At 55.3% G+C, this 16,127-nt stretch carries 15 protein-coding genes; 8 read left to right on the top strand and 7 right to left on the bottom strand.

Annotated features, from left to right (window positions below; translation table 11 throughout):
- Nucleotides 1-80 precede the first annotated feature (80 nt).
- Nucleotides 81-2,111, top strand: coding sequence for a methionine--tRNA ligase (gene metG / locus O1V65_RS05485; protein WP_017490020.1), 2,031 nt, complete (start codon nucleotides 81-83; stop codon nucleotides 2,109-2,111).
- A gap of 192 nt (nucleotides 2,112-2,303) precedes the next feature.
- Nucleotides 2,304-3,458 (top strand): iron-containing alcohol dehydrogenase, encoded by a 1,155-nt coding sequence (locus O1V65_RS05480; RefSeq protein ID WP_084912170.1) that lies wholly within the window; start codon nucleotides 2,304-2,306, stop codon nucleotides 3,456-3,458.
- An 84-nt stretch (nucleotides 3,459-3,542) separates the two neighbouring features.
- On the opposite strand, the gene O1V65_RS05475 is transcribed toward O1V65_RS05480, so the two are convergent.
- Nucleotides 3,543-4,295 carry an IclR family transcriptional regulator gene (locus O1V65_RS05475; RefSeq protein WP_017490022.1) on the bottom strand — a complete coding sequence of 251 codons (753 nt, stop codon included), beginning with the start codon at nucleotides 4,293-4,295 and terminating at the stop codon, nucleotides 3,543-3,545.
- A 404-nt stretch (nucleotides 4,296-4,699) separates the two neighbouring features.
- Between O1V65_RS05475 and O1V65_RS05470 the strand changes: the two genes are divergently transcribed.
- The 6 genes from O1V65_RS05470 to O1V65_RS05445 all read left to right on the top strand — a co-directional run bounded on the left by O1V65_RS05470 (nucleotide 4,700) and on the right by O1V65_RS05445 (nucleotide 9,447).
- Nucleotides 4,700-5,092, top strand: a complete 393-nt coding sequence (locus O1V65_RS05470) for a RidA family protein (protein ID WP_017490023.1) — start codon at nucleotides 4,700-4,702, stop codon at nucleotides 5,090-5,092.
- A gap of 106 nt (nucleotides 5,093-5,198) precedes the next feature.
- Nucleotides 5,199-6,038, top strand: coding sequence for an ABC transporter substrate-binding protein (locus O1V65_RS05465; RefSeq protein ID WP_017490024.1), 840 nt, complete (start codon nucleotides 5,199-5,201; stop codon nucleotides 6,036-6,038).
- Between the two features lie 23 nt (nucleotides 6,039-6,061).
- Complete coding sequence (locus O1V65_RS05460; protein ID WP_017490025.1) at nucleotides 6,062-6,826, top strand: amino acid ABC transporter permease; 765 nt, start codon at nucleotides 6,062-6,064, stop codon at nucleotides 6,824-6,826.
- Nucleotides 6,823-7,470 (top strand): amino acid ABC transporter permease, encoded by a 648-nt coding sequence (locus O1V65_RS05455; RefSeq protein ID WP_084912169.1) that lies wholly within the window; start codon nucleotides 6,823-6,825, stop codon nucleotides 7,468-7,470. Before O1V65_RS05460 ends, O1V65_RS05455 begins: the two co-directional genes overlap by 4 nt.
- The gene (locus tag O1V65_RS05450) at nucleotides 7,467-8,207 is read left to right on the top strand and encodes an amino acid ABC transporter ATP-binding protein (RefSeq protein WP_017490027.1); all 741 of its coding nucleotides are present in this window, start codon (nucleotides 7,467-7,469) and stop codon (nucleotides 8,205-8,207) included. The genes O1V65_RS05455 and O1V65_RS05450 overlap by 4 nt, the downstream gene beginning before the upstream one ends.
- A gap of 1 nt (nucleotide 8,208) precedes the next feature.
- Nucleotides 8,209-9,447, top strand: coding sequence for an amino acid deaminase (locus O1V65_RS05445; protein WP_017490028.1), 1,239 nt, complete (start codon nucleotides 8,209-8,211; stop codon nucleotides 9,445-9,447).
- A 6-nt stretch (nucleotides 9,448-9,453) separates the two neighbouring features.
- Here O1V65_RS05445 and O1V65_RS05440 read toward each other — a convergent pair whose 3' ends face one another.
- From O1V65_RS05440 to O1V65_RS05415, 6 genes are all read right to left on the bottom strand, one after another.
- Nucleotides 9,454-10,251 carry an SDR family oxidoreductase gene (locus O1V65_RS05440; RefSeq protein WP_017490029.1) on the bottom strand — a complete coding sequence of 266 codons (798 nt, stop codon included), beginning with the start codon at nucleotides 10,249-10,251 and terminating at the stop codon, nucleotides 9,454-9,456.
- Nucleotides 10,252-10,263: 12 nt separating this feature from the next.
- Nucleotides 10,264-11,796, bottom strand: a complete 1,533-nt coding sequence (locus O1V65_RS05435; protein ID WP_017490030.1) for an FGGY family carbohydrate kinase — start codon at nucleotides 11,794-11,796, stop codon at nucleotides 10,264-10,266.
- Nucleotides 11,789-12,862, bottom strand: a complete 1,074-nt coding sequence (locus O1V65_RS05430) for an ABC transporter permease (protein ID WP_269130254.1) — start codon at nucleotides 12,860-12,862, stop codon at nucleotides 11,789-11,791. Before O1V65_RS05430 ends, O1V65_RS05435 begins: the two co-directional genes overlap by 8 nt.
- A gap of 15 nt (nucleotides 12,863-12,877) precedes the next feature.
- A complete protein-coding gene (locus O1V65_RS05425; RefSeq protein WP_017490032.1) occupies nucleotides 12,878-14,446 on the bottom strand; it encodes a sugar ABC transporter ATP-binding protein in 1,569 nt (522 codons plus the stop codon).
- Between the two features lie 9 nt (nucleotides 14,447-14,455).
- The gene (locus O1V65_RS05420; RefSeq protein WP_026110278.1) at nucleotides 14,456-15,088 is read right to left on the bottom strand and encodes a DUF2291 family protein; all 633 of its coding nucleotides are present in this window, start codon (nucleotides 15,086-15,088) and stop codon (nucleotides 14,456-14,458) included.
- Between the two features lie 61 nt (nucleotides 15,089-15,149).
- A complete protein-coding gene (locus O1V65_RS05415; protein ID WP_269130253.1) occupies nucleotides 15,150-16,082 on the bottom strand; it encodes a D-ribose ABC transporter substrate-binding protein in 933 nt (310 codons plus the stop codon).
- Nucleotides 16,083-16,127 lie beyond the last annotated feature (45 nt).

Below are 16,127 nucleotides of genomic sequence, written 5' to 3'. Positions count from 1 at the left end.
CCCTGTTTGTTTACGTGGGTAGGCTCTGTGAGTTAACATCGATCCCCCCACAATCTTAAAAAAGAAAGCAAGCTCTTACTATGGCTCAAGTCGCGAAAAAAATTTTGGTAACCTGTGCACTTCCTTATGCTAACGGTTCTATTCACCTCGGACACATGCTCGAGCACATCCAGGCAGATATCTGGGTCCGTTACCAGCGAATGCGCGGCAACCAAACTCACTTCATCTGCGCCGATGATGCGCACGGCACCCCAATCATGCTTAAAGCACAGCAGATGGGCATCGCGCCGGAGCAAATGATTGAGGAGATGAGCCAGGAGCATCAGAAAGATTTCGCCGGTTTTGGTATCAGCTACGACAACTATCACTCCACGCACAGTGAAGAAAACCGTGAGTTGTCGACGCTAATTTACAGCCGTCTGAAAGAAAATGGCTTTATCAAGAACCGCACTATTTCTCAACTTTACGATCCAGAGAAAGGCATGTTCCTGCCGGACCGTTTCGTGAAGGGCACCTGTCCGAAATGCAAATCAGCGGACCAGTACGGCGACAACTGCGAAGTCTGTGGCGCAACCTATAGCCCGACCGAGCTTATCGACCCTAAATCTGCGGTTTCTGGCGCGACGCCGGTCATGCGCGATTCAGAACACTACTTCTTCGACCTACCAGAGTTCAGCGCCATGCTTCAGGCGTGGACCCGTTCTGGTGCGTTGCAGGAGCAGGTTGCCAACAAAATGCAGGAATGGTTCGAGTCAGGCCTGCAACAGTGGGACATCAGCCGTGATGCGCCTTACTTCGGCTTCGAAATCCCTGATGCCCCAGGCAAATACTTCTACGTTTGGCTGGACGCGCCAATTGGCTACATGGGGTCTTTCAAGAACTTGTGCGATCGTCGCCCAGACCTGGACTTCGACGAATTCTGGAAGAAAGACTCCACCACCGAGCTGTACCACTTCATCGGTAAAGACATTGTCTACTTCCACAGCCTGTTCTGGCCAGCCATGCTGGAAGGCAGCAACTTCCGCAAGCCGACCAACCTATTCGTCCACGGTTATGTGACGGTGAACGGCGCGAAGATGTCCAAATCTCGCGGTACCTTCATCAAGGCCAGCACCTACCTGCAACATCTTGATGCCGACTGCCTGCGTTACTATTACGCCGCGAAGCTGTCATCACGCATTGACGATATCGACCTGAACCTCGAAGACTTTGTACAGCGCGTTAACGCCGACATCGTGAACAAGGTCGTTAACCTTGCCTCACGTAACGCCGGTTTCCTCAGCAAGCGTTTTGAAGGCGTTCTTTCCGACAAGCTGGCCGATGAAGCGCTATACAAGACCTTTACCGATGCCGCAGCCAGCATCGCCGAGGCTTATCAGAGCCGCGAATCTAGCCGTGCAATCCGTGAAATCATGGCGCTGGCCGATATTGCTAACCGCTACGTCGACGAGCAGGCACCGTGGATTGTGGCAAAACAGGAAGGCCGTGACGCTGACCTGCAGGCTATCTGCTCAATGGGAATCAACCTGTTCCGCGTATTAATGACTTACCTCAAGCCGGTTCTCCCTTCACTGGCCGAACGCACCGAGGCATTCCTTAATAGCGAACTGAGCTGGGACAGCATCGATCAACCGCTGCTGGGTCATAAGGTGAAAACCTTCAAGGCCCTGTTCAACCGTATCGAAATGGACAAAGTCACCGCGATGGTTGATGCCTCTAAAGAGGACATCGCCGCAGCCAAAGCCCCGGTAACCGGTCCACTGGCCGACGCACCGATTCAGGACACCATTACCTTCGACGACTTCGCCAAGGTGGATATGCGTATCGCCCTGATTGAAAGCGCAGACTTCGTGGAAGGTTCTGACAAACTGCTGCGTTTGCAGCTGGATTTGGGCGGCGAAAAGCGTCAGATTTTCTCCGGCATTCGCTCAGCGTATCCTGATCCAAAACTGCTGGAAGGCCGTTTGACCATCATGGTCGCCAACCTGGCACCGCGTAAAATGCGCTTCGGTATTTCAGAAGGCATGGTCATGGCAGCGGGTCCGGGTGGGAAAGACATCTTCCTGCTGAGCCCTGACAGTGGCGCACAGCCTGGCATGCAGGTTAAGTAATATTTGAATCAACCTCTCCCTCGCACCCCGTGAGGGAGAGATTTTCCCTCCGGCATAATCGTCACAATCTTCCCGACAGATAAGCACTTTGTGCGGCACTCAGTCTTAATCAGCGACCGTAGATACATTTCCCTGCGTTATCATGGTAATCCTTACCACCACGACTCTAATTTCTTCTCCCAGGAGCTAACGATGTTTAACTTCGATTTTTATAACCCGACCCGCGTGCTTTTCGGCGCAGATCGCATCGCGGATATAGGTCAACACATCCCTGAAGATGCCCGTGTATTAATTACCTACGGCGGCGGAAGCGCCAAAAAGTATGGCACGCTGGATGAGGTTAAGGCCGCAATAGGTGACCGTGTCACGTTTGAGTTTGGCGGTATCGAAGTTAACCCCCATCTCGACACCTTGATGAAGGCCGTCGACATTGTGAGGGAAAATAAGGTCGACTTTTTGCTGGCCGTCGGTGGCGGTTCAGTGGTGGATGGCACCAAGTTTATTGCTGCTGCGGCGTTATATGAAGGCGATATCTGGCCGCTGTGGTCACAGCGCCAGCCTTTGAGCGAGGCTCTTCCGCTCGGCTGTGTGATGACGCTTCCGGCGACGGGCTCGGAAACTAACCACGTGGCGGTAGTCACTAATACCGCACTGGGCCAAAAATCCGGCTACAGCGACCCGCTGCTGTTCCCAAAATTTGCCGTACTGGATCCGACCAAGACCTACACCCTGCCGGTCACACAGGTTGCCAACGGCGTCGTGGATGCGTTCATTCATGTCATCGAACAGTATCTGACGTATCCGGTTTACGGCAAAGTACAGGACCGCTTCGCCGAAGGTCTGCTGCTAACGCTGATTGAGGAAGGGCCGAAGGCGCTGACAGATCCGCAGAATTATGACGTTCGCTCGGCGATCACCTGGTCCGCCACGCTGGCATTGAACGGGCTGATTGCCGTCGGCGTGCCTCAGGACTGGGCGACACACCGTATCGGCCACCAGCTGACCGCACTTTACGGTATCGACCATGCGCAAACGCTGGCAATTCTCTTGCCGGGGTTGTTGCAGGTGCAGCGCGAGAGCAAAAAACAGAAGCTGTTGCAGTATGCAGAACGCGTATGGAATATTCAGACGGGTGACGACGATGCCCGCATCGACGCCGCCATCGCTAAAACGCGTGAGTTCTTCGAGTTGATGGGCCTGAAAACGCAGCTTAGCGCCTATGGTCAGCCAAAAACCGCGATCGACGAAATTCTCGATAACCTCGAGCGTTTCAATATGTTGCCTATGGGGGAACGTCAGGACATCGACCTGGCGCGCGCTAAGGAGATCCTCACGCTGAGCTACTGATGCTCAACGCCAGCAGGGCGCAAAAATGCGCCCTGCTGGTTCTGTAACATGCTCTTGCCCTTGATTTTTGACCCCTCAGCCCTCTTACGAAAGCTCGGAAAGCCGCTGTGCTGAGACGATCAGCTCCTGTAACAGCATCTGCCTTCTCTCCATTGGCGTATCGCGACTCACCATGAAACAAAATGCCGCCACCGCGTGGCCGGTGCGCGTGCGGATAGGAGCCGCCATGCAGCAGGTGAAGCTGTCGGACAGGCCTTCTGTCAGGTAGTAACCCTGTGCGCCTGCCCGGTGAATGTCGTCAAGAAACTCCTGTTTGTCGATGGTTCGCCCGTTGGCAAGCACGAAGTCTTCGTCCGGGATCAGCGCCAAAATATCCTCGGCAGACCAGTCACCCAGCAGCAGTCTGCCCGATGCAGTCCAGGGAATGGGCACCTTCACGCCGATGTCGGAGCTTATCTTGAACGGCTGTGCGTTGCTTTCTGAAAGCACCACCTGGTACTTATTGCCCTCGAGCATACACAGCTGCACGGTTTCGCCGTGTTTAGCCACCAGCTCCACCATTAACTGATGGGAGCGGCGGATGAGATCGTTGTGGGCCATGTAGTCCGCACCGTAATAGTGCATTTCACGACCGAAAAAAATGTTCCCTTCTGCGTTGGACTCAAGCCATCCGGCCTCAGTCAAGATGCTGACCAACTCATAAATGCTCGACCGCGGCGCGCCCGTGGCGTCTATCAGTTCACGCATCGTCATGGGCTGACGCGCCTGATGTAATTGACGAAAGATATCAATTACGCGGTCCACGCCCCTTGCGCGGGGTGCGTTTTCTACCGGCATATTTACTCCCTTATTCATCTACCCTGGCTTTATCACGCTGAAGCACATCATACACAGTATTTAATCTAGCCGTGAAGCGAATCCCATTAATCACAAATAATATGACCGCACCAAACGGAGGCCCTTATTTAGGGCGAAAAATAAAATAGCCCAAAGGGTGAAATATCGATAGCGATCACAAAATAGTTATTTAAAAAAATCCCCACAACAACGGGTTATCTATTTTTCGCATTAATTAACTTATAAAGCCGTGGCGCTATATTGCAAATCTATATTCTTTATGCAAATCTAAAAACATCCGGTATCACAGACTAAAGTCTGATATATCAGACAGCAACCCAACCCTGATAACCCAATTTTTTTATTATTAAATTGCGCGCTTATCGCAATTTTTGGAGAAATGCATGTCAATTAAACGCTATGGCACCGAAGGTGGCGTAGGCACAGGGGGGCAGCGACTGCCCTTTGCCCGAGCGGTTGAAGCCGACGGCTGGCTTTATATCTCTGGCCAGACCCCGATGAAAGAAGGCGAAGTCGTTGAGGGCGGCATCGTCGAGCAGACACGGCTGGCGTTCGATAACTGCCTGCAAATTATGCGCGAAGCCGGGTATGAGGTGAAGGACGTAGTCCACGTGACCGCAGTGTTAACCGACGCCAGATACTTCAGTTCTTTTAACAAAGTTTTTAGTGAAGTGTTTGACGGGCATCCTCCCGCCCGCATCTGTAGCGTTCAGGATTTAGTGGTCGACTGTAAAGTCGAGGTTGATATGAAGTGTTTCCGGGCCGACCGAAAATAATAACCCAGCTAAACGCCAGCGCAATTAATCGCGGATAACATCAGCGTTATTGATATTTAAACTCACATCACAGCATGTCGATTTTTATTACACCGAGGGTAACAAGATGAATCACATAAAATATAAGAAGCAAGCCGCCTGTCTTTTTAGCGCCGTGAGTTTATTCGCCTTAATGGGCTGCACACCGACCGAATCCAAAGATTCAAAAGCAGGCGCTGCCCCAACCTCCACCCTGCAAACCGTTTTGCAACGCGGTACGCTTCGGGTTGGCGATTGCCTGAGCTTTGCGCCGTTTGGTTTCTATGACAAAGCAGGCAACCCGGATGGTTACGACGTCGACCTGGCGAAGGAGCTCGCCAATGACATGGGCGTCAAGCTTGAGATGGTCAACACCACCAGCGCCAACCGAATTCCAAACCTGCAAACCGACAAAGTTGATGTGGTGTTCTGTAACTTTACCCGCAACCTCGAACGCGCGAAGGAAATAGGCTTTACTCAGCCTTACGTCGTCGCCAGCGAAGCCCTGTTGGTCAAGAAAAGCAGCGGCATAAAATCCGTGCAGGATATGGGTGGCAAAACCATTGCAACGGTGAAAGGCTCCACCAACGGCGACGAAGTTCGCGCGATGAATATCAAGGTCAATATTCAGGAATATGACTCTTCGCAGGCGGCCATTCTGGCGGTGAAACAGGGTCAGGCCGATGCGATGATCGAGGATAACAACTTCCTGGCTTATCAGGCCAAGCTCGACCCGACGCTGATGGTGACCGACGAAGCACTGGTACCGCTGGAATATAACGCCTTCGGCGTGAAGGCCGGCGATCAGGTATGGCTTAACTACCTGAACGAGTTCCTGTTTGAAATTAACGCCTCGAAGAAAAATGCTCAGCTGTACCAAAAATGGTTTGGCACCCTGCCGCACTATCCGTTGAACCCACAGTACTAATTGCCCCCAGACGGAGATAGAGAATGAGCTACCCATGGATAACCCTCTCCCGCTATTTCGGCACCTTCGTCGAGGCGGCCTGGGTCACACTGCAAGTTACCCTGCTGGCCTTTGCGTTGGCGATGGCATTGGGCCTGCTGGCGGCGTTGGCGAAAGAGTCACGCTGGTCTGTGCTTCGTCTTATTAGCGGCTGCTATATCGAAGTCATCAGAAATACGCCGGTTCTGCTGCAAATCTTTATCGTGTTTTTTGGCCTGCCGTCGCTGGGTATCGTGCTTAATGCCTACACGGCAGGGGTGATTGCGCTCGGCATTAACGTCGGTGCCTATCTGGCCGAAGTCTTTCGCGCCGGGATGCAGTCCATTCCTAAGGGACAACTGGAGGCTGCGTCAATCTTGGGTATCAGCCGTCTACAGGTATTTATCAATATCGTCATGCCGCAGGCCGCTCGCGCGGTCTACCCGGCGATTATTAATAATCTTATTCAGCTTTTACTCGGCACCTCACTGCTCTCGGCCATTGCCCTGCCGGAGTTAACCGGGGTAGCGACAGTGATTAACTCTCGTACTCTGCTTTATATCCAAACCTTCAGCATCACGCTGGTCATTTATCTGCTGTTCAGCAACGTCTTTTCCTGGATAGGCAACCTATTGGGACGTCGGATGTTTAATCCACCGCTGGTGAGCTCGGTAAAAAAGCCCGTTGGGTCCCGAGTAAAGCGGCGTCTGAACGTAATACGTGGAAAGTCTTTACCCGCAAATAATCTGCAACGCGGAGGTCTGCTATGAGCGATTTAATTCTTTCCAGCCTGCCGCTGTTGTTAAAAGGGCTGGTCGTCACCCTGCTACTGTCGATTGCCTCGATAGCCGGCAGTACGCTGCTCGGCCTGCTTGCAGCGGTATTACGCACCAGCAATATTCCTGTGGGCGCACAGATTGCCCGAGTCTATACCGAGCTGTTTCGCGGCACGCCAGTGCTGATTACCTTAATGTTTATCTATTTTGGCGTGGCCTATTTCGGCTATGAAATCAATTTGTTTGCCGCTGGGATCCTCGGACTGAGCATTTATCAGGGCGCATACATTTCCGAAGTATTTCGCGCCGGTATCGAAGCCGTCCCTCAAGGTCAGTGGGAAGTCTCGCAGATCCTCGGGCTGGACAAACGGCAGGCATTTTTCTCTGTCATTTTGCCGCAGACGCGCAGGATAGTGCTGCCGCCGCTGGTCGGACAATATCTGTCATTAATCAAAGACACCTCGATAGTCAGCATGATTGGCATGTCAGAACTGATGCATCAAGGTCAGGCGATCGTCGACCGTATCGGTCAGCCGGTGGTGATTTACTGTCTGGTGGCCGCCCTTTATTTCGCTATTTGCTACCCGCTTTCACGCTGGGTTCAACACCATAATCACACCAGGAGTCAGCTGTCATGACCAATAACGCTGTCATAACCCTCAATGGCATCACCAAATCCTTCGGCAGTACGCAGGTTTTGAAAGCGATCAGCCTCGACGTTAAACCGGGTGAAGTTCTGGTGCTGATTGGGGCCTCGGGTTCAGGAAAAAGTACCGTGCTACGCATCATGAGCGGGCTAGAAATCGCCGACGGTGGCGAGGTGTGGGTTAATGAAGTCCCGCTGCACGATGCAAAGCGCGCCAAAGAGATACGCGGCCACGTCGGCATGGTGTTTCAACAGTTCAACCTGTTTCCGCATAAAACCGCGCTCGGTAACGTCACCCTGGCGCTTATCAAGGCAAGAAAAATGTCGGTTTCCGAAGCCAACAGGCGTGGCATGGAGGCGCTGGAACGCGTAGGGCTCGCAGACCGCGCCGGGCATTATCCCTCACAGCTTTCCGGCGGCCAGCAGCAGCGCGTGGCGATTGCACGTGCGCTGGCGGTCGAACCGAAAATTATGTTCTTCGATGAGGCGACGTCGGCCCTCGACCCGGAACTGGTCGGTGAGGTGACCGAAGTGATGCGCGGCCTCGCCCGCGAAGGCATGACCATGGTCGTGGTCACGCACGAGATGGGATTCGCGCGTAAAACCGCTGACCGCGTGGTGTTTATGGACAAGGGGGTGATTGCCGAACAGGGCTCACCGGAGCAAATTTTCGTTAACCCACAGAATCCGCGCACCCAGCAGTTCCTGTCGCGCGTGCTGGAACATTAATATGAACCACCTTTCATTGCCGCCGTTGTACAAATCGGTGGCGGGTCAGGGAACCACTCCCCTGCCACTCGGTACCGACGTGCTCTCCTCCTCGCAGGTGTTTTCACCGCTGATGGTCATGAAGCAAAGCGCGATGCAGCATAATCTGGCCAGCATGGCGCAATACTGCCGTCTGCACGGCGTCCGTCATGCCGCACACGGTAAAACCTCGATGTCTCCGCTGATTCTACAGTCCGCCGTGGACGCCGGAGCCTGGGGGATTTGCGCAGCGACCCCCGCACAGGTCCGCGCCCTTCGCACCTTTGGCATTAAAAACGTGTTTTTAGCCAACGAGCTGGTCGACCCTGCCGGTATTCGCTGGATAGCCGAGTACCAACGCGAAAATCCCGCCACCGAGTTTCTCTGCTATGTCGACTCTTTAGCGGGCGTCGCGTTGCTTGATGCGGCGTTGAGCGAGGTGGGCACCTGCCTGTCGGTATTGGTGGAGGTCTCGGTGCCGGGCGGCCGCACTGGCTGTCGCAGCATGGTCGAGGCGGTAGCGATTGCCCACGCCGTTAAGCAAAGCCCCTATCTTGAGCTTGCCGGTGTCGCCGGCTATGAGGGCGCGATTGCCGGCGATCGCAGCGAGGAATCGCTAGCCGCAGTGAGAGACTATTGCCAAACCATGGTCAGCGCCGCCCGCGCTATCGATGCCGAAGCGCTTTTTGCGCCGGGAGAAGTGTTGTTAAGCGCCGGAGGTGGCACCTTCTTTGATATCGTGGTCGAAATGTTTGCAGCGGTAAAACTTAGCCGCCCGACCGTGACGCTCATCCGCTCAGGTGCCTACATGGCACACGACGACGGGCTTTATTCGCGCCTTGCCCCTTTTGCCCAACCAAACGCTGAATTCACCTTTCAAGCGACGTTGGAAATCTGGGGCCGCGTACTGTCGCGCCCGGAGCCGGGTCTGGCTATTCTCGATTTTGGCCGCCGCGACGTGCCTTTCGATCAGGACCTGCCAGTGCCGCACTTTTTCCGCGACCGTGACGGTTCGCATCCTCGCACGGCGGCGCAGAGCACCATAACCGCCGTCAACGATCAGCACGCCTATCTTAGCCTGCCCGCCGATCTGCTTTTGGCGGTCGGTGACTGGGTAGGATGCGGTATTTCTCACCCCTGCACCGCCTTCGACAAGTGGCGCTATCTGCCGCTTATCGACGATGAATATCGCTGCGTCGGCGATATCAGCACCTTCTTCTGAGCTGCCTCACGACATAATCAGCCCGCCGTCGATGTTGATAGTCTGTCCGGTCAGATAGCGGGCGTCGTCAGAGGCCAAAAACGCCACCAGCCCGGCGACGTCCTGCGGCTGGCCGGCGCGTTTTAGCGGAATACCTTGCACCCACTCGGCCATTAATTCCCCCTTGGCGTAACGCTTCTCGTCGCTACTGAGGATTTCGCCCCACACGCGGTCGTTGTAATCCCACATCTCGCTTTCGATAATGCCGGGACAAAATGCATTGACGGTGATGTTATAAGGAGCGAGTTCAAGCGCCAGACTCTGGGTAATGCCGATGACGCCCATCTTGCTGGCCGCATAGTGTGGCGTATAAATAAAGCCCTGACGCCCCTGGCCCGACGAGGTGTTGATCAGACTCCCCGCACGCTGTTTGACCATGATTTTCGCGGCCTCGCGGCAGCACAGCCAGACGCCAGTGGTGTTGACGGCCAGCACCCGCTCGAAGTCCTGTTTTGGCATGCGGTCGAAACGATCGATAGTGATCACCCCGGCATTCTGGATAGACACATCGACGGTGCCAAATTTTTCCAGCGCCTGCTGATAGAGCTGTTGCACCTGCTGTTCGTTGGTGACGTCAATCTGTAAGGGAAGAATATCGACGCCATACTGCTGACGCAGCGTCTCGGCGGTTTCAAACACCCGTTCCGCGTTCGACACCATCACCAGATTGGCTCCATCACGGGCAAAGCGTTCGGCAATTCCGGCCCCAATGCCGCGGCATGCGCCGGTTATCACCACCGTCTTGCCACTAAAGTCTCTGTTCATCTTCGCGTTTCCTTATTGTGAATGCTTAGCGGACTGCTCCAGCATGCTGGCCACTGCGGCTTTCCAGCCCTGCCAGTGCTGCTGCAAAATGTGATGCCGTTCAGCGTTGGGCTTAAAGACGTCATGCTGTGGCAGCAGTGCCCTTAGCCTGACGTCGTCCAGCCCCTCAAGCGCCCTGCGGGAAAGAAGACCCGCGCCGAGCGCAGAGAGTTCCGGCGTATTGCTGCGCAACACCTCACAGCCCAAAAGGTCAGCCTGAAACTGCATCAGCCAGGGATTACGCGTCGGCCCCCCGTCTACCCGCAGAGAACTAAGGTGGAAGTCGGGATGCTGACGCATGGCGTCGATGACGTCGGCGATTTGATAGGCGATGGCCTCGAGTGAAGCACGGATAAGATGCGAACGCCCCACGCCTCGGCTCAGCCCGCTTATCACGCCCCGCGCCTGTCCGTCCCACCAGGGAGCCCCCGCGCCGGTCAGTGCAGGAACAAAATAGACGCCCAGTGTGGATTCGACGCTGGCCGGTAGCTCGGTCAACGCCCGGCTCAGGGTTTCGCCCTTACCGTCGGTCAGGCCGGTGATTTGCGCCATCCACGCCACCGCATCACCGGTGTGCGGGATATTGCCCTCCAGCCCATAAACGGCTCTTTGGCCATCGTGCCAGGCCACGGTGGTCGCGAGCTGCGTGATGCTGCTCTGCGGCTGAGGAATAGGCGCCATGACCGAAGATCCCGTACCGTAGGTGGCCTTCACGCCGCCGAACTCGCCGAGCCCGTGGCCATAGAGTGCGGCGTGAGAGTCGCCGACCATCGCAAGAATCGGCAGTCCGTCGGGGATCCCGTCTAGACCGCGCGTCTCGCCGAAGAAACCGCTGGAGGGACAAATCTGCGGCAACGCCTCGCGCGGAACACCAAACAGCTTCAGCATCTGCGGATCCCAGTCACCGTGCTGTAGATTTAACAGCTGGGTGCGGGCGGCATTTGAGGTATCGCAGCGAAACGCCTCGCCGCCGGTCAGATTCCACAGCAGCCAGGCATCTATCGTACCGAGGCAAATCTCGCCGGAGGCCGCGCGCGCTGCGCCGTCCGGCAGGCTGTCGAGCAGCCATCGCATCTTGGAGGCGGAAAACAGGGGGGCAACCGGCAGGCCGGTAATATCACGAATGACCGGTTCCTGATGGTCACGGCGCAGTTGCTCGCAAAACGCCGCGCTGCGCGAACATTGCCAGGTCAGTGCCGGCGCGACCGGTTTGCCGCTGGCGCGATACCAGCCGATGGCCGTCTCGCGCTGATTGCTTATCGCCAGTGCCGCAATACGCTGCATGCCCACGCTGTCGATGACTTCGCGCAGCACGGTGAGTGAAGCTTCGACCAATACCTCGCCATCTTGTTCGACCCATCCCGCCTGCGGCGTTTGTACCTGCAAGGGCCGCGAAGACTGGGCGACCACTCGCCCTCCGCCGTCGATAGCGACCGCCTTGGCATTGCTTGTGCCTTCATCGATCGCCACAATGACGTCCCTGTGTCGGGTCTTTACCTCAACCATGGCTCACCTCAGACAGCGGAGACGTTGCCTGCTGCTTTTTTTCGTGACGGCGCATCAGCGTGACCTTACTTTGCAGACGCTGCTGGAACTGGTCGATAACCACAGCGGTCACGATAACCAGACCTTTAATCACCATCTGCCAGAACTCGCTGACGCCAAGCATCACCAACCCATCGGCCAGGAACACGATAACAAAGGCACCGATAATTGAACCAAACACTCGGCCACGGCCACCGGCCAGCGCGGTTCCGCCGAGTACCGTGGCCCCGATGGCGTCCATCTCGAACATATTGCCGGTCATCGGGTGCGCGGTTTGCAGCTGCGATGCCACCACCAGCCCGACCAGCGCCGCACAGAACCCGGAAAAGGCATAGACAAAGATTTTGACCTTGGCTATCGGCACGCCCGCCAGCCTGGCAGCCGATTCGTTGCCGCCGATGGCATAGATATAACGACCGAGCGGCGTCTTCTTGGTGATATAAATACCGAGCAGTACCACAGCGACCATCAGCCAGATAGGATTATAGATACCGAGAAAGGTGCCTGAACCGAGCGTCGCAAAACCGGTGTTACCCAAAGCTTCGACCCCGTTCAGATTGGGAAAGGTTTTGCCGTCGGTAGTCAGCAGTGCCGCACCGCGCGCCACGTACATCATCCCCAGGGTGCAGATGAAGGGCGCGACGCCAAGTTTGGTGATCACCAGCCCGTTAAGCGTTCCTATCACTACTCCGGCGACAGCGACCACGACACTGACCTCAATCACGTTAAGAAACAGCAGTTTGTCGCCCCAAAGCGGGATGCCAAACGACAGCAACGCTCCGCCAATCATGCCGCAAATACCCGCCACGGCCCCCACCGAGAGGTCGATCCCTCCGGTTAAGATGACCAGCGTCATACCGACCGCCAGCAGGCCGGTGATAGCGACGTGCTGGGTCATGATCAGCAGGTTGGACGGCGTAATAAAGTTGGGCACCATCGCGCTAAAGAAAGCGACCACAATCAATAACGCGATAAAGGTGCGCGCCTTGAGTAAGTACATGTAAATGAGATACTTTTGACTTTGCATAGCCGTTCCTTATTCTTAATCGTGTGGTGTCGACGCGCGGATCAGCTTTTCTCTGTCCACGTCGGCACGCCGCAGGTCGGCAGTAATTTTGCCGTCCGCCATGACAATTACCCGGTCCGCCAACTGCATCACTTCATCCAGTTCTGATGACGAGAACATCACCGCCAGTCCCTGCTGCGCCATCGCGCCAATCAGATGATAAACGTCGGTTTTCGCGCCGACGTCGATGCCGCGCGTTGGCTCGTCGAGAAACACCACCTGCGGATGGGTCATGAGTGCCTTGGCGATCACCACCTTTTGCTGGTTACCGCCGCTCATCGAGGTAACCGGCAGACAGGCGTCACTCACCTTGATGGACAGCTTGGCAATCATCTCTTTTACCGCCGCGTCTTCGGGCACATCGCGGATCGGTAACAGCATTTTTAGGAAACTTTTGCTGCACAGGCTGGAAAGCGTCATGTTGATTTTTATCGACAGCAGCTGAATAAGCCCTTCCGCCTGACGGTCTTCGGGTACCAGCGCCATGCCGTGCTTGAGCCGATAGGCAAACGGGCTGTGCTCCATGCGTTTCCCCTTCAGCCAGATCTCGCCCGCGTCCTGTTTCAGCAGGCCAATCAGGGTCTTGAACAGCTCGGTCCGCCCGGCCCCTAAAAGTCCGTAAACACCCACCACCTCGCCCTGATGTAGCGTCAGGCTAACGTCATTGAGTGAATAACCGCCGTTTTGATGCAGCAGCGTCAGACCGTTGGCCTGCAACACCGCGCTACCTTTTTCGGCGCAGCGATAGTCAAACTGCTTTTCTTTTTCACCGACCATGCTGGAAATTATCCAGGGAATACTGACCTGACTGACCTCCTGCTCGGCGACAAACTTGCCGTCGCGGAAGACGGTAATGTGGTCACCAATTTCCATCAGCTCTTCCAGCCGGTGCGAGATATAGATGATGGTGACACCGCGTCGCTTGAGCTGCTCAATAACGTTGAATAGAACCTTGACCTCGGACTGACTCAGCGCCGAAGTGGGTTCGTCCATGATCAACACCCGCGTATCCTTCGACAGCGCGCGGGCTATCTCCACCAGCTGCTGATGGCCGATTGCCAGCTCTTCCAGCGGCGTCAGCGGATCAACGTCCAGCTCCAGGCGCTCCAGCAAGGACTTCGCCAGCTGGTACTGATAATCGACGTTGATTCTGCCGCGCTGGAAAAATTCGTTACCGATAAAAATGTTGTCCATCACCGTCATATTCGGAAACAGATTCAGTTCCTGAAAAATGATGCTGATCCCGTGCTTTTCCGCCTGATGGGTCGAGCTGAGCGACACCGGTTCACCGTCGAGCAGGATTTCGCCGCTGGACGGTACTTCAACGCCGGCCAGCATCTTCATCATCGTCGATTTACCGGCACCGTTTTCCCCGATAAGCACGTTGACCTTGTTGCGATAGACGCGGTAATTGACGTTATCGAGCGCCGTTACGCCGGGATAGACGCGCGAAACGCCCTGGGTTTCGATAATCACCGGTCCCCCCTGAAGCAGAGGGTTGGCGAAAGGCTCCGGCTGTGCGCTGCTACTGCGTTGTTCAAACATCGCGACTCCTTACTGCGTGGCCTTGTCAGCCGTGATTTTCGCAGGTGTCAGCAGAATGGGTGGCTGCGGGGTATCAAAGGCGCTAAATACGCCATATATCGTCAGTTTATCGCCGACCTTAAACGACGGTTTGCCGAGCGAGGCAATGGCCCGCTGATTGATGGCTTTACCGAAATCACCGAACATATTCTGATCGTTGAAGTCGCTGTAGCTCAGGCCACGATAACTGTCGCGCAGCTCGGTACCGCGAAACGTTGGGCCAATCTGCACTTTCACTTCCCCTACTTTCGGGTCATCGCTCTTCAGCACAATCTGGCCGTTGCGTGATTCAGTATTGACCTCACTGACGGTGCCACTCACGGTGGTGTTGAATACGCAGGGATTCTCGTCCTGACTGCGATAACCAAGCTGCTGGCAAGCGGTATCAAAGTCTTTCGCCCCCTCTATCTGGCCGAGTAAAGTAGCAAGCGGCTTGGCAGAGCTGACTATCTGCGGGGCAATTTGTTGGTCAAACAGCATCGCCGCCTGTGCCAGGTGAGGGTTCGGGGGATTCTTCAGTTCCGCCAGCTTTTTTTCGGAAACTATTCGGCAACTGCAAAGCAGCAGCGTTGCCATGAGTATCCACATCAAGCGACTAGACATTACGCTTCTCCTTTAAGCCCCGCCCAGGCGGGGCCTGTATCTGCTCTATGCGCGCCAATCTTTACTTCTGATAATTGAAGTTGTTGACCTTGTCGGCGTTGTCTTTCTTGATGAGAATGCCGCGGAACAGAATACGTTCTTTACCGCTGTAGCTGCCTTTCTGGATATATTGGTCAAGAATTTCCACGCCCTGAGAGGCAATCGCCTGCGCCTGAAGCATCACGGTGGCGTACAGTGCACCCGATTTCACCGCGTCGCGCTCGTCGTTGCTGCCGTCAATGCCGACGACGGTAACATCGCTACGGTTCGCCGCCTTGAGGGCCGCAATAACACCCAGCGCTACCGGACCGTTGCCGGTTATCACGCCTTTGATGTCTGGATGCGCCTGCAGGATGCTGTCCATAATGCGCTTACCGTCAATCAGCGTGCCTTTGGCGTCCTGACGGGCGATCATTTTCATATCAGGGTATTGATCGATAACGTTGTGGAACGACTTGGAACGGGTCACGCAGTTGTTGTCCGCAAGATTACAGGTCAGTTCGGCATAGGTGCCTTTCTCACCCATTTTTTCAACAAATTCATTGGCGACGTCAGAGCCAGCCTGGAAGTTGTTGTGGGAAATTTGCGCCAACGCCACGCCGTCGACCGGGATCTCACGGTTGATAAGCACCACCGGCACACCGGCATCTCTGGCCTGCTTCACGGCGGCAACGCTTGCCTGAGAGTCGGCGTTGTCCAGAATAATGCCCTGAACCTTGCGACCAATAACCAGGCTTATCAGCTCACCCTGCCGTTTAACGTCCTCGCCGTGCGAAAGCACCAGCGTTTTGTATCCCAACGATTCGGCCTTGGCTTCGGCGCCTTTCGCCTCGGCGGAGTAATACGGGTTATCCAGAGAGTTAACCAGGATAGCGAGGGTGCCTTTTTCTACGGCGAAGGCGGGAGGAACGACGAGACTGGCAAGAACGGTTAACAGGGTAAGGTGTTTTTTCATGGTGAAGTTCTCTCAATGTTATTGTTTTTTATAGAGCTTTTGGGC

It is taken from the genome of Rouxiella badensis (assembly GCF_026967515.2).
GTDB classification, from domain to species: Bacteria; Pseudomonadota; Gammaproteobacteria; order Enterobacterales; family Enterobacteriaceae; genus Rouxiella; species Rouxiella badensis.
The sequence above is the reverse complement of the archived record's forward strand: the minus strand, read 5'-3'. Positions and strand labels throughout refer to the sequence as shown.